11 protein-coding genes are annotated in these 15,069 nt (G+C 51.6%); 5 read left to right on the top strand and 6 right to left on the bottom strand.

All coding sequences use genetic code 11. The features are described from left to right. Positions 1–20 precede the first annotated feature (20 nt). A complete protein-coding gene (locus tag AC52PS_RS11905; RefSeq protein ID WP_495563292.1) occupies positions 21–1,817 on the bottom strand; it encodes a hypothetical protein in 1,797 nt (598 codons plus the stop codon). A gap of 320 nt (positions 1,818–2,137) precedes the next feature. On the opposite strand from AC52PS_RS11905, the gene ilvE reads away from it, so the two are divergent. After that, positions 2,138–3,232 (top strand): branched-chain-amino-acid transaminase, encoded by a 1,095-nt coding sequence (ilvE, locus tag AC52PS_RS11910; RefSeq protein WP_495563293.1) that lies wholly within the window; start codon positions 2,138–2,140, stop codon positions 3,230–3,232. A gap of 69 nt (positions 3,233–3,301) precedes the next feature. On the opposite strand, the gene AC52PS_RS11915 is transcribed toward ilvE, so the two are convergent. From AC52PS_RS11915 to flcA, 3 genes are all read right to left on the bottom strand, one after another. Then, positions 3,302–4,057, bottom strand: a complete 756-nt coding sequence (locus AC52PS_RS11915) for a permease (protein ID WP_495563294.1) — start codon at positions 4,055–4,057, stop codon at positions 3,302–3,304. Positions 4,058–4,140: 83 nt separating this feature from the next. Beyond that, entirely contained in the window at positions 4,141–4,752 is a 612-nt protein-coding gene (locus AC52PS_RS11920; RefSeq protein WP_495563295.1) for a hypothetical protein, read from the bottom strand. A gap of 319 nt (positions 4,753–5,071) precedes the next feature. Next, positions 5,072–8,680 (bottom strand): periplasmic flagellar collar protein FlcA, encoded by a 3,609-nt coding sequence (flcA, locus tag AC52PS_RS11925; protein WP_495563296.1) that lies wholly within the window; start codon positions 8,678–8,680, stop codon positions 5,072–5,074. 191 nt (positions 8,681–8,871) lie between these two features. On the opposite strand from flcA, the gene AC52PS_RS11930 reads away from it, so the two are divergent. After that, complete coding sequence (locus tag AC52PS_RS11930) at positions 8,872–9,597, top strand: hypothetical protein (RefSeq protein ID WP_495563297.1); 726 nt, start codon at positions 8,872–8,874, stop codon at positions 9,595–9,597. Positions 9,598–9,728: 131 nt separating this feature from the next. Beyond that, positions 9,729–10,631 carry a 1-acyl-sn-glycerol-3-phosphate acyltransferase gene (locus AC52PS_RS11935; protein WP_495563298.1) on the top strand — a complete coding sequence of 301 codons (903 nt, stop codon included), beginning with the start codon at positions 9,729–9,731 and terminating at the stop codon, positions 10,629–10,631. Between the two features lie 51 nt (positions 10,632–10,682). On the opposite strand, the gene AC52PS_RS11940 is transcribed toward AC52PS_RS11935, so the two are convergent. Both AC52PS_RS11940 and AC52PS_RS11945 read right to left on the bottom strand, forming a co-directional pair. Next, complete coding sequence (locus AC52PS_RS11940; RefSeq protein WP_495563299.1) at positions 10,683–11,612, bottom strand: GNAT family N-acetyltransferase; 930 nt, start codon at positions 11,610–11,612, stop codon at positions 10,683–10,685. Positions 11,613–11,629: 17 nt separating this feature from the next. Continuing rightward, complete coding sequence (locus tag AC52PS_RS11945) at positions 11,630–13,441, bottom strand: proline--tRNA ligase (RefSeq protein ID WP_495563300.1); 1,812 nt, start codon at positions 13,439–13,441, stop codon at positions 11,630–11,632. Between the two features lie 39 nt (positions 13,442–13,480). Here AC52PS_RS11945 and AC52PS_RS11950 point away from each other — a divergent pair, with 39 nt between their 5' ends. Both AC52PS_RS11950 and eno read left to right on the top strand, forming a co-directional pair. Continuing rightward, positions 13,481–13,651, top strand: coding sequence for a hypothetical protein (locus tag AC52PS_RS11950; RefSeq protein ID WP_495563301.1), 171 nt, complete (start codon positions 13,481–13,483; stop codon positions 13,649–13,651). A 64-nt stretch (positions 13,652–13,715) separates the two neighbouring features. Further along, positions 13,716–15,008 carry a phosphopyruvate hydratase gene (eno, locus tag AC52PS_RS11955; RefSeq protein ID WP_495563302.1) on the top strand — a complete coding sequence of 431 codons (1,293 nt, stop codon included), beginning with the start codon at positions 13,716–13,718 and terminating at the stop codon, positions 15,006–15,008. The last annotated feature ends 61 nt before the right edge of the window (positions 15,009–15,069 follow it).

Below are 15,069 nucleotides of genomic sequence, written 5' to 3' on the forward strand. Positions count from 1 at the left end.
TAGCTGTGCCTAATAACTGATTAGAAAGAAGTACTTACAGTTACATCAATTGCCATAACACCATCTTTGTCAGAGGTGAATCCGGCAGCGATGCCAAGCACGTCGTAGGTGTAGTCGAGAGATACACCGTACACCAGGTTATCTCCGGCTTCATCACCGACGAGATACGCAGCAAACGCGATGTCAGCTACAGTTACGCCTGCATCAGCTTTCCAGGTGAGAGTGCTGTCGTAGAGGCTTGTGAGGGTGAAACCTGCAGTTACAGGAGCACCGAAGTCTGCGAATGTGAAATCAACACCGGCATTCCAGTCATTTCCGCCGCCGAATACCAGACCAAGACCACCGCTAACGGTTGCCAGGTTCATACCGATCAGGTCAGCAGTGCCTACGGAGAGGCCAAGACCGAGATAGCTGTTGTCTTCATCTGCAGTGTTGAAGTACTCAAGAGCAGTTCCGTCTTCTTTTGTGTCACCATCACCGTAGAGACCGCTTATAAGACGGAAGTCTACAGAGGGAGCGATTCCCATAACGCTTGCACCGACTTCTGCTGCAACACCAATATCGCTTCCGGCTCCGGAGAGCTCAGCACCTACAGAAAGTCCAAAGAGGTCAGCAAGGCTCAGACCACCGCGCAGTGAGTAACTGGTGGCAAGATTATTGAAATCTACCAGACCAAGTTCTGCATCAACACTGAACATGTCTGTTGCATAACCACCGTTAAGCTCAACAGATGAAACAGCGTCGGAACCATCAGCAGCTTCAACTGCGAGAGTTTCGTAGTCTTCACCTACAGCAGCTTTTGATTCAGCAAGAGTGTACATTACGCTGGCAGAAACACCTTCAACCACACCTGAAGTAAGACCGAGGCTTACACCGAGGTTTGCATCTTCTTGTGTGATGGTGTACTTGGAACCAACTGCAACGGCTTTCCCGTTTACTTCAAAGGTTACATCTACAACACCAAAGAGAGCTTTGAGCTTCAAGTAAGCATTACTTACAGGATACTCTGCTGCCCAGCTGTCGTCGCTGGAAGCTTCGAATACCGCATCAAAGTAGTCTGAGTATGCAGCTTCTACTGCAGCGAGTTCTGCTTTGAGTACATCAATGTTGGCAGCATCTTCTTCTGCTTCTACGACTACAGAGTCTCCATCGGTATCATCGGCGTCAACAAGCTGACCGAACTGGTCAATGTACCAACCGTCACCGATGTTGTAACCGAGGCCAGTGAGAGTAGGTGCAATAGCTGCAATTTCACCTTCAATTGTGCTTATAACGGTGGTGGCGATTGAAGCCAATTCTTCCCAATCTGCTTCATCGTTGATGTTGAAGTCGTCATTGGCAAAGTCATCCGCCCAGCCATCTGCTTCGGTGTACACATCAGTGTTTCCGATAATAGCTTCCCAGTTTGCTTCTTCCAGCGGTGTGGGGATTGTCCAGTCATCGGTATCGTTGTTGTCCAGATACCAAGCGAGGGCATCCTGAGCGAGCGCAATGTTGGTTGCAGTTGCACTTGCAGACTTATCAGAATCACCGGCTGTTTTGGTAATAGTGGGTACCAGGCTAACGGTTACACCTGCTTCAACTGCATCGGTTGCAACACTGGCAGTTACATCTGCAGTAGTTGAACCGTCTTTGGTTGAGCTGAAGCCGAATCCGACATCATCAGAGAGATCAGAATCGCCGAAAGAGAACGATACGCTTCCGGTTACTCCGTGGAGTCCGCCGAGGGTGGGTGCAGCTGCTTCTTCGTCCTGTGCGAACGCGGAAGCCAGGCTAACCACCAGCAGCAGTGCTACGAGTAGGTTGAACTTCTTCATTTAAGTTCCTCCTTGAAGGTACAGGGGACTGTCTTCTACGAAAACAGGGGTCTCCCCTTATTCTTAGGATTTCAAAGTCAGTATAGCAATCGCCTATAAAAGGTGTCAAGTTTTTTCAAATGGCGTTCAATAGTGATATAGTCAGGTATTTTTTGATATTTTTGAAAAAAATCAGCATTATCTCGGTTCAATATATTAAACTTTTATTGACCGCCGGATGCTTCGGGCGTACAATTATTTACCGATCTATTTCCGGCGCCAGATGAACTATCCGCCTTCGGGCGAAAACACTGGGCCGCAGACCCTGCAGGAGGTTCCACATGGCAGCCGGTTTTACCCTCGCCCTGTATCCCTGGACATACAATTCACAGTTTGCCGAAGACGGCAGCTGGAGAGAACATTTCGTGGAGAAGCCCCACAAGAGCCCCGGTGAAGAAGCAGCCATGGAGAAGGCCGTCCACAAAGAACTGATGGGCAGCCGGAACAGTTTCCCCGAACTGCCCATGGTGAATTACACCAGCCAGTATGGAATCGGCTGTTTCGAAGGCCTGAAAGCCTTTCCCCAGAAAGACGGCAGCCTGAAACTGTTCCGCCCCGACCTGAACGCCCTTCGCTTCCGGGAATCCATGGAGGGGCTCAAAATGCCCGGGTTTCCCGAGGAAAAATTTCTGGCCGCAGTTCGGGAGCTGGTGAAACGAAACGAAAAGCTGGGCTTCCGCCCCGAATATCAGAATGCATGGGAAAAGGATAACTTTCTCCATGCCAATTCAATATATATCCGCCCGTTCAGCTGGACGGAGGGGGGAATCGGGCTGAATTTGAGCAGCCATCCCTATGTGGTAATTATCACCACGCCGGTGGGCTCCTACTTTGACCCCGATGCATCCAGCAAGGCGATCACCACCGACCGGGTGCGAGCCACCGACAATGGAACCGGCTGGATTAAATGCAACGCCAATTACGTTATCCCCACCCTTGCAAAAAAAGAAGCCATGGCCCAAGGCTACATGGAAGCCATCTTTCTGGATTATAAGGAACAATATTATATAGAGGAAGGATCCAGCTGCAACGCCTTTTTCCTGCTCAAAGACGGCAGCCTGGTGACCCCTGCTCTGGAAAACCGGATTCTCAATGGAATTAACCGGCGCAGCGTCATGCAGCTGGCGAAAGATGCGGGTGTCCGGGTGGAAGAGCGCAGAATCAGCATTGAAGAGGTGCTCTCTGAAGCGGTGGAATGTTTCGTAACCGGTACGGCTGCCGGGGTAAGTTACATAGAATCGGTCACCCATCAGGGCAAAACCGCCGTATTCAACAATGGAAAAATCGGGGAGTTCACCACCAATATGCTTCACACACTGAAGGGAATTCAGTACGGATCAGAGGAAGACACCCACGGCTGGATGTTCGAAGTCTGATATTTACCCCCGCCGCTATGTCATGCACGCCGTCAGATCAACTGCCCGGCGTGCCCCTTTGTGTCCCGTTTATTTCACAAGATAGCCTTCGGCTGCCACAGCAGACCCAAGAGCGTCTTTATCGGCATTGCCGTGAACCCTTGCAGTTCCGTTTTTCAGGTCCACAGTTACCGACCGGGTACCCTCCGCTTCGCCTCCGGCCTCCATATCCCGGCGGCGCAGTTTGGATCGCAGAGATCTGTAGAAAAATGCAGCAAGCATCAGTGCCAGAGCGGCACCACTCATATATTCAATCGGACCTAATCCATGGGACTCCGTTTCAGCGGCGGATGCAGCGACGGGCTCCCAGCCCCCTACTGCAAATACCAGGTTCACCAAAGGTCCGAAAAGCAGCGCACCAATAATGATAGTCGCAAGATAGAGCAAAACATGCCGCAGTCCGAGCATCCGCTTCAGGATTGCCAGGGTTGCCGCATTGGTTGCAGGGCCGGCCACAAGAAACACATAGGCCGCACCGGGACTGATTCCCGCCGCCATCAGGGCCACGGCCACCGGAATGCTTGAAGTGGAGCAAATATACATGGGCACTCCGACAACCACCATCAGAAGCATTCCGGGCAGTCCTGAAGCAATTACCGAGCCTTCCAGAAAACCGTCGGGGATCAGCAGTGAAATCAGACCGGCGACGGCCAGTCCGAAAATAAAATGCAGAGCAATATCATCTATGGATTCGACGTATGCATAATGGACGGCTTGGCGGGCGTTTCGGGCAAGGCTGGATTTTTCACTCCCTGATGAGAAAGTACGCTCCCGGTTTTCCCACATGCCTGGCTACCATGCTGCGTTTCAGGGTTACACTGATACCTTGATGCATCCGCTCCTTCCGGATCAGGCAGAACGGGTCGGATTCATCTGGTGATGCGCTGCATGGGCCCCGATGCGCCCATCCCCGGCGGGACCGCCAGCAGATCTATATCCGTTTCACCGGGGGCGAGATTTTCATAATCATCGGTACTCTGCAGCGTTTTTATGCGGTATCTGAACTGGATCGGTTCACTCTCCTTCTCATAGGCAGTTGTACCCGAAACCGGCAGATAAAATGATGGGCGGTTCGCCACATTCATACCCACGGAAAGATATTTTCCAACTGTAATTCCAGTCTCAAGACTGCTGCTGGAATTATCTGCGCCCTCCCGATTACCGGCATTACCGCCGGTAATCACAAATGAGAATCGCATCTCTCCCCGGACATAGTCATAGTCTGTATCGAAAATCAACTCCACAATAGTGTAGGTTCCCGGGGGCAGATTTCGTCGGAAAACCGCCTGTTTCGGATTCTTGTCCAATATGGCGCTCCCGGCGTTGGATTCTCTTCCCAAACGATACCGCCTTCCCCCGGCCCGTTTCACAATCACCGTTTTCAGGTCTGCCACCCGAAGCACCATTCCTCCTCCGGCGGGAAATTCCCGGGCCCTGAACTCATGAGGGGTGATTACTTCAGGGAAAATGAAAATTTGCATAGTGATATGTTCCCTTCCGGCGGGCGCAGCTGCGTGACTGTCTGAAACGCCCCCCAATGAGCGGCAGGAGGACAGAATCGGGAACAAGAGAATGGCAAAAAGGATAACGGGAAGTGAAATTGCGGTTCGTATAGCGGGGCGGCAGGAAGGCCCGTTTTCAAAAAATGCGGAGCTATTCTGGAAAGCTTTTTTGTTCCCGAATGTACGGGTTTTGCCAAATGCCCAGGTCATTGCCGCCCCCGTTTTCCCCAGATGTATTCCAGCAGATGAAAGCGTGACCCCCGGAGAAATTGATGAGTATTATAAGAAGAAAATATCCCTAAAAGGTCGGTCTTTCAAGGTCTTTACGGATATCAGGGTTGATCTGCACAGCAGCCTCTCCTTCAGGGGCCAATACCTGGTTCAGATTGAGAAAGGCAAGAGGCTTGGTGTCAGCCCGCACCGCACTTTCTTCATCCCGAACCATGTTCTCCGCAAGTTCTGTGGAACGACTGAGAAAAAGCTGACTCTGGGCAAGAAAGTCTCGGGACCGCTCACCCCCCTGGCGATACAACTCATAAAGGGTAACTCCCAGATTATTGTTGGCCCGAATCTGAAAATCTATAAGCGCCTTATGACGGTCATCCTCTTCCAATAGAAAGGTGGATATGCTTTGACGTTCTGCGGTCAACTCGTCCAGAAGAATCCGGTACATGCTTGCGGCATCGTTGAAATTTTCCCTCTGATACTGGGTGTTGGCCCGGGCGTACAGCAGGTTCAGGTTCGCCGTGGGTACGGCACCCATGGCATGGTTAAACTCTGCAATAGCATCATCCAGAAGTTCCTGGCGGTTCGCCACCCCGTCCTGACCATCCGGCCTGAGCTCATTGGCCTGAAAGTAATGGATAAAGCCCATTTTATACGCAATATCCTGTCGATCCGGGTAGTTTTCATCGTAGGTGTCCAGGCTTGCATATTGATTAGCCCGGGCCTGTTCATACCGATCCTTGGCGCTCGAATAATTGTTGGCATGATAATAGTAGATGTCTCCAAGCCGGGCATACAAACGGCCGAAATCCGGGTGGGGGGTCACCTTACGTGCAGATAGAGCAGTTTCGTAGAGGCCGGCAGCCTCCCGAAGACGGGTCTCGGCGCTGATCAGCTCTTCCAGCCGGTAGAGGTTTTCTCCCTCCCGAATATAGGTATCGATTTCCCGGGCGGTTTCCCGGCGGGTCAAGGGCCGTTCTCTTCGGGTTTCTTCATACAGTTCCCTGGCGTTATTCAGGGCGGTAATTTCATCCTGAAAGTCCCCGGTAATTCTCGAATACCTTGCCCGGTGATAATGGATGTCCGCAATCTGATCATCCACAGCCATCGCCTTGTTCAGTACGCGGATAGAATCGTTCAGCAGATTATCCCGGGGTGCTTCTCCCTTCAGGCTGTCAATATAGCTCTGAACCGCATCCTTTTCTCCGAAACTCGCCATATCCCCAAGTCTGCCCTGAACAATATCAATGAGAAATCCCCCCAGTTCCGCCATACCCCGGGGTTCAATCTCCGCGGTTTCATCGCTGAGAAATAAGTCTTTCAAATTTAGAGCTTCTTCAACCTTGTCGGTGTGAATAAAGTACCTGAGCATCCGGAAAAGAAGTTCATCCCGCTGACCGTGTTCCTGCATCAGACTGGCATATTCAAACCGTGCATTCTCGAAACGATCGTTCTGCATTTCCCCCGGGGGCAGTTGGAGACCCCATTCCAGGTAGCTGTCTCCCCTTCCAAGCCTGGCCTCATAGTCCCAGACATCTTCTTCAATGAGCCGGTTGAGATATTCAAGGGAGGTTTCGTAATCCCTGAGCTGCAGGGTGCTGAAATCGGCGAATTCCAGTATGGCACGACGGTTAAGGGGCTCAACACCGGGGCTGAGAAGGGTCTCATACTTTTCTCTGGCCAGGGCGAACTGACGCTCCTCCCGGAAGGCTCGGGCGTAGTCCAGATACCGTGAATTCACCGGCCATACATCATATGCCTGGGAGAACAGCCTGTTCCCCCGCTCGTATTCCTGAAGGGCAATATTTTCCAGCCCCTGCTCGTAAAGCCCCCGAGCATAGAGGGGCTGATACACAAAGCGGTACCCGAGAAACAACACTGCACCAAGCATGGCAGTGCCGAAGAGCATGAGGCGAAGCACCGGCCAGATATTCATCCGGAATCGGTAGGCAAAGCTGTCCTGCTCCTCGGCGAAGGCCCGCCCGCTGAGTTTGGCGTACCCTTTGGGAATTTCAATCTTTTTCCCGCTGATCTTACCCACTATCCGTGCAAGATCCCGGGGCGCTTTCCCCTCTTTCAGCCCGTCTATTACTTTCCGGACATCCTCAAAGGGATAATCACCAGATGTAACTACGGTGGCCGCCTCAATTTTCAGGTTTAGGGGCAGCTGATTCAGATTTTCCTTCAGGGTCTGGAATTCCTGTTCGCTTATCTGGTAGCCTTCGGCCTCATCTTCCAGGGAGGCTTCCTCAAGGGCTTCTTCGGGACCTTCTCCGCTTGCAGCCTCGGGTCCCTGCTCCTCGGGTTGGGCGAAGCTATCCTCCGGCCCTTCATCTTCCATAATGCCGAATTCAGCGCCAAAATCCCCCATGCTGAACTCATCACCGAAATCCGAGGCGTCGAACTCATCATCAAAATCGCTGAAGTCTTCCAGACCCGCAGAAAAATCTTCCCCGCCTGCTGACGGCCCGGTTTCTCCGCCCGGGGCTTCAGCCGGTGAAAGATCTTCAAAATCCGATCCGGCGGTATCAAAATCACCGAAATCGGCATCAGGAGAGGTCTCCGGGAATTCATCACCGGTGTCGAATTGATTATCATCAAATTCGGCGGCTTCAAACTCGCTGTCATCAAACTGAAAATCTTCAGATTCTTCCGGGAGCCCCATATCATCCTCGTCCCCGGACACGGGCACCTCGGATATATCTCCCACTTCAAGATCGGCAAGATCGTCTTCTATGTTGGGTTCGGAAAAATCTCCACCGAAATCCTCATCGAATTCTTCGGGGATATCCTGGGAAAGGTCTCCAGATAGATCATTCTCCGGCTCACCGGATAGTTCTTCTGGCCCTTCCATCTCTGCCCCGCTGTCAAAATCTGAGGAGAAGTCTTGCGAAATCTCTTCATCAAGACCGAAATCTCCGCCGAAGACATCTTCAGGTTCTTCAAATTCTTCAAAACCGGCGCCATCTTCCGGGGGTTCTGCGGCCGCTGACAGTTCTTCCGGAGCTTCTTCCGCCAGTTCCGGCTCTGGCGCTTCCGTGCCTGGTCCTTCCGGCTCTGGTTCTCCCAGCTCTGGCCCGCTGTCAAAATCTGAGGAAAAATCTTCTCCGCTTATGGTGTCAAAGTTATCAAAGCCTTCATCGAAGTCAGCGCTGAACTGATCGGCTTCCTGGATAGATTCGTCTTGTGAATCCATTTCCGCCAGCTGATTTTCAAGATTATCAAGCTCTGCATCGATGTCGTCGCTGCCGTCCAGGGCAATTTCCTGGTCAGACTCGGTCAAGAAATCTTCGGATTCATCGGGCCCTGCTGCCCCCGTCGGCGGTTCCTGATCAGACTCAGAAAAGAAATCCTCTGGTTCACCGGCTGTATCATCACCGAAGTCCGGCAGCACCGGCTCTTCATCCTCCAGACCAAGGTCACTGAGGAAGTCGTCCTCCGGAGGAGAGAGGCCGTCGGGAGTTGGTTCATCTTCATCGGAGGCAAGACTTTCACTCAGGCTTGAGAAAAAATCGTCCGCACCCGCCGCAGCGGCCTCCCCGGCTGTGGCGGAGGGAAATTCATCGGGAGAGGGCGGGGTCACAGACTCCACCTCTTCACCCCTCTGCCGGGCAACATCAGGTTCGTTCCCTGTCTGGATGAGTGTTTCGTTAAACTGTTCCAGAGAATCCATGTTGGGCATGCTGCGTTTATCTACCTCTCCATCTGTATTTTCGGCATTGAATATGAAATCTCAAGCTCGGGATGCATTAATCCGAAGATGTTACTGTAAAGAGACACGGGAGATCATAATCTCATCATACAGGATTACCGGGTGATTACGCGAGGTATCATATGAAAAAGATAATCATAGGCATCTCATTATTAATATGCATGCAGTTATTTCCCGACCTCCATGCTGACGAACTGGCACGGCATCTGTTTATTTCCGGGCTCGATGCAGCTCAGGCTCCTGTGTATCACAGTCCGTCGGATTCGCTGGTATTCACCTATGAGAACAATCTTCAGCGTCATCAGCCCCGCTATGTGGGAGTTGCCTTCGAACATGAGCAGTTCTCCCGGATTCATGAGATGCAGTATTTTGATACCAGGGATGATAATGGCGAACTGGAAAGCCGGGTCTACTTCCTCTTTCTTGAAGTGGACCGGGAAATCGAAGAGATGAAGAGCATCCGATACCGCTATGTAATAGACGGAATTTGGACCGAAGACCCCAGAAATCCGGAAACAACCCGGAAACTCAGCGGGAGAAAACTGTCTGTAGTCCGGCTCCCGGAGCAGCGGCAAACGAGACCCAGGAGTCCGATGGTTCTTGAGGCATCATCGGGAAGGGCGAAACTGGTGCGCTTTATTTATACCGGAGAGCCCGGTCAATCCATTTACCTGGCCGGCAGTTTTAATAACTGGGATCCGTTTATGTACCGCCTTGAAGAAAACCCCAGGGATCCTGGGAATTATGAGATTGAGCTTCGTCTTTTACCCGGCGATTATCACTACAGCTACTACTACAAGGGCCGGGCCATCCAGGATCCACTGAATATTCAATCCAGTCATGACATTGACGGGAGTGTATATTCCTATTTCTCCATCGATTCCTGACCGGCAAATGGCCTACTCTGCCCCGGCCGCCCCCGAATTTCGGGGTTTCTGGATCTCCCCGCTTTTCTTTTCCCGCGTGAATGATGTATAAGTGTGCACCGGATATTACAAAATGGCAATTGGAGAAGCTCATGACCACCATTCGAGAAAAATACGGACATATTGCAAAAGAATTAGTACAGAACAGCATGCAATCAGGCAGTGTTGATCCAGATGCCATCTATCAGGAAGCAAATAAATCAAACCGAAGCATCCTCAATAAAATTGTACAGGATCTGCTGCTCCCGGGCAGCGAGATTAGAAATTTCGGTGAATTGACCAAGCTGTACAATCTCGCCCAGGAAGGAAAGTCCTGCCTCATTCTTATGGAGCATTACAGTAACTTCGACCTTCCCAACCTCTATTATCTGCTGGAGACCCGGCACAGCATAGGAGAGGAGATCGGCGACAGCATTATAGCCATGGCAGGAATGAAACTGAACGTGGAAAGTGATTTTGTGAGAGCATTCACCGAAGCCTATACCCGGATTGTGATTTATCCTTCAAGAAGCCTAACTCCGCTCATGGGCACACAAAAATATGAAGAGGAAAAGACGAAAGCCCGAAAGCTCAACATGGCAGCCCTGCATGAGATGGTTCGGGCCAAACATTCGGGAAAAATTATTTTACTGTTCCCCTCCGGAACCCGCTACCGACCGGGGAGTGAAGATACCCGCCGGGGACTCGCGGAAGTTGACTCATATATTAAGGGCTTCGATTATGTCCTGCCCATTGCCATTGCCGGTAATACTCTAAGGGTAAATACCAAAGGCAGTATGAGCGAGGATTTTGTACACCCTGACTGCATGGTGTTTCAGCCCGGAAATGTGCGGGAAGCCAAACCATGGAGGGCCGAAATACGGAAGGATGCACCCGAAGGGGAAAATCCCAAGCAATTTATGGCGGACCGGGTAATGGAAGAACTGGCGCAGCTGCACGGGGACGCAGAGCGCTATCGTATAAGCCAGCTTCCATCTGACTTTATGGAAGAATGAAACCAAAGAACAGAACGAACGTTAACGGGGAAGAATAACGCCCCGGGAACATCATGCCGGGTCAGGGAAAGCGGAGAATATCCTGCTGAATTCCCTAAAACCCTGGCGTTCCAACATTGGCCCCAGAAACCCCACTCCCGCCCAATTTTCAAAATGGACCTGCCGAATATCCTCAGATCTGCTGTTTTGAAGATAGTGTTCAAGGAGGGTGGCGGCGATCCCCAATCCCCGGTACGCGGGGTCAACATAGAGCTGGAGAATGTGTGCAATCACTTTGCGCGGGGAAACCTCATCATGAAGTGCCCAGAGAAACCCGCATAATTCCCCTCCGGGGTTGTACACCCCCAGAACTATGCAGCCCTCATCGGGACTGTCAATGGGCGGAAGATGATCCCTTCGAAACGAGTACCAGTATGCGGCCTCCCTGGGATCGGCAAATACCAGGGAAAACATCGCCCGGTCCAAGTCGGATGCATCCTGAAGCTCCCGGGGGTCTTCCATTTCATGAATTTCAAAGTCGCTGAGAACCAGGTCCTCGGTTTCCGGGATCTCTGCCTTCAATGCTTCCAATCCCCGGCTTTCCCGGATGGTGTTGAACCATTCCAGGACATGCCGTTTCATTTCCCGGTCCTTATAGGCGAACCAGAGCTTCTCAACTTCGGGCTGCTCCTTTAGGGCGTTTTTAAATTGTCTGAACACCCCCCGGCCGCTTTGAAGAATCCGGCGCAGCTGCTCCCGGGCCAAAGGATTTTTCAGAGCGGCCACAAACCCCTCCATGAGATTGTATCCGTCAACAGACTCCCACCCAGGTATGGGCACCAGATCTCCGGAGCCTTCTCCATCTTCAACATTCTGATCAAGTTCGCTGTCGCTGATAATTTCCAGCTTGTCCAGGTCCAGGAAATAGGTGTGCTCCTGGTTCTCCATTCCGAAAATAATCTGATCCACCAGTTCGCTGCTGAGATTGGCGCTTTGGTTCATACATGCCTCTTTACGATTCAATCGGCTTTGGGAAAGAGTTTCCCCCGGGAGAAGCGCTCCTGCTCCAGATCTTCCAGTTCACGCAGCTTGGCTTCCACATGGTTCAGCTGCACCCTTTGGGGGGGACATAGACGCCGATGACAGATCATGAGCTTCCCGTCATCCAGTGTCTGACCCGAAATTATCATCCGCACCGGTATTCCGGTACGGTCAAGATCCCTGAATTTGCGGATTACGGGAATTCTCCGGTCGTCTAACAAGATCTCCGGTCCCAGACGGGAATGAATTTTATTCCCGATTTCCTGGATTGTTGCGCTTCTTCCCACAATGATCAAGACCGCCTTGTACGGTGCGATATTCATGGGCCAGATATATCCGTCCTTGTGTGCATGGGCTTCCACAAGACTGGCCATCAGGCGTCCGAGACCAAAACCATAGGCACCCATGGAAGGATACAGTTCATCCCCCTGACGGTTCTCCAGAACAAATCCGAATTTTCTTGAATAGAATTCGCCGATCCGGTAAATACTGGCAATTTTGATGCTGTTGCTCAACTCCAGTTCCGTATTGCAATGATAACAGCGGGCGGGGGAATCCACCATGGTGAAATCGCCGCTGAAATCGGCATCAAAGTCCCTGCCGAAGTTTACATTAATAATGAAACTCCCCGGTTTTCCGCCGCTGAAAATAAGATTTGCGCTTTCGGCCACCGAATTATCCACCGCAACGACAAACTCCAGGGGCTCCAGATCGGGAGCCCCATCGGGTAACGGGGACAGGAAGGGCGATGCCTCAGGATCGGAGGAAGCTTTTCTCCCCCTTCCCGGTCTGGCATATGCAGAGAATCCCATCTGTTCTAATTCGTTTTCATTCATTTCTGTGATAATCGGGATATTCAGAACCTTCGCCAGCTTGTCCGGAGAAATACAGCGGTCGGAACGGTACACCGCACATACATATCCACTGAGGGTCGCAAAAACCCTGGCCTCCGCGGTTCGGCTGGCAGGCAGCCCCCGGGATTGGCGCAGACAGGGAAGATCGAAGCAGTTTTTATGATGCACCCGTTCCATCTCCAGCGGACGGCCTGCATGGTATTCCTGGCGGGCCACTGCGACATCCTGATTCGCACTGTACCCGCATCCGGGACAGTGCACCAGTACATCCTCTCCCTTTGGATGGCCCAAAAGAAAATCGTAGGAACTGCTGGCGCCGGCAAAATTCGCCGCTCCCTGGGCGGTAATAATATTCAACCCCAGACCGGTGAATATTGCCGTATATGCGGCAAACATCTTGGGAATAAAATTATTCAAATCGGTGAAACTTCGATGAAATGAATACGCGTCGCTCATAATGAATTCCCTGGCTTTTAAAAGCCCGGTTTCACTCAACACCTCATCTCTGAATTTTCCCTGAAACTGATGGATAAACCTGGGGAGCTGGTCAACGGAACGGATACTCCGGCGCATACATTCCACGCTGGCCTCTTCATGCATGGGCGCAAGTACGAGGAGCCGGTTATTCTTATCTTCAAACCAGGTGATCTCATCGGAGACCATAATATCCCTGCCCGATGTCTCCCATAGATTCCCGGGATTCACCAAGGGCAGCAGCACCTCTTCCCCGCCCAGCATCTCAAACTCCCGGGTAATATGTTCCGCGAGGTTTCGGATCACCTTCATACCCATGGGCAGGTATGCAAAGAGCCCCTCTCCCAATTCCTGAATATATCCTCCACTGATGAGCAGACTGGTACTTTTCAAACGTCGGGAACCGACAGCTTCATCCGGGAGAGAATCATGAAATACATGGAGGGTCCTGCTTATTTTCATTCTATCTTTATTCTAATTTGCCCGGTATGATCCTGTCCAATGGAATATGGACGGCGACTTGACAACCCCCATAGTTTGTCGGATATTGGTGTTAGCAATCCATGGCAGGCTTTTCAATCCCGTGAACAGCACGGTCACCGGAAACGGAACTCAACATCCCCGGTGACCGGGCAATGTCTGGACTGCAAACCCCTGATCCGATCCGACTAATTCCAAAAAGTTGGAGCGGCATACCGGTTTATTCCGGAAATTCACCATTTACTAGGAGATATGTATGAGTTTAATCGAATACGTTGAGGCCAGAGAAATCCTTGACTCCCGTGGTAACCCCACAGTTGAAGTGGACGTCATTCTTGAAGACGGCAGTTTTGGACGCGCGGCAGTACCCAGCGGTGCATCCACCGGCGAACATGAAGCAGTTGAGCTCCGGGACGGAGATAAAAAGCGCTACATGGGCAAAGGCGTCCTCAAAGCGGTGGAAAATGTAAATAATACAGTTGCAGCGGAAATCGAAGGACTGGACGCACTGGATCAGGTGGAAATTGACCGTACCATGATCGAGCTTGACGGAACAGAAAACAAGGGCAAATTGGGTGCCAACGCGATTTTGGGCGTTTCTCTGGCAACAGCCCGGGCAGCTGCCGATTTTCTCGGACAGCCCCTTTTCAAATACCTCGGCCCCTACCACACCACACTCCTCCCCGTTCCCATGGCCAACATCATCAACGGCGGCTCCCATGCAGACAACTCGGTGGACTTTCAGGAATTTATGGTTATGCCCGTGGGTGCGGACAGCTTCCGTCAGGCAATGCGCATGACTGCGGAAATTTTTCACAACCTGAAGAAAATTCTTAAAGACAAGAACTACGCCACTTCTGTGGGGGACGAAGGGGGATTTGCTCCCAACCTGAAATCTAACGAAGAAGCTCTAGAAGTGATTATGCAGGCAATCGAAAAGGCCGGCTATAAACCCGGTGAAGATGTGTTTATCGCACTGGATCCCGCATCCAGCGAATTCTACAACAAAGAAAGCGGCAAATACGAGCTGAAATGGTCCACCGGCGACAAACTCAGCTCAAGCGAAATGGCAGATTACTGGGCTGACTGGGCGAAACGGTATCCTATTATCAGCATTGAAGACGGTATGGCGGAAGATGACTGGGACGGCTGGAAGGACCTCACCGATAAAATCGGCGACAAGGTTCAGCTGGTTGGTGATGACCTGTTCGTAACCAACACAAACCGCCTCTCTACCGGTATTGAGAAGGGAATTGCAAACTCCATCCTCATCAAGGTGAACCAGATCGGAACCCTCACAGAGACCTATGAAGCAGTGGAAATGGCCAAGCGGGCCGGCTACACCAGCATCATCAGCCACCGCTCCGGTGAAACTGAAGACAGCTTCATTGCCGACCTGGTTGTGGGTCTGGAAACCGGACAGATTAAAACCGGTTCCATGAGCCGCTCCGACCGGCTTGCCAAGTACAACCAGCTGATGCGAATTGAAGATATGCTTGAAACCACTGCGGAATATGCAGGCATGAAGGCATTCTACTCCATTAAGTAGTTCACGGGCCGGCTCATAAATCAGCCGGCCTATACATGCGGCACCCGTTTTCCATGCGGTA

This window comes from Salinispira sp. (genome assembly GCF_059431795.1).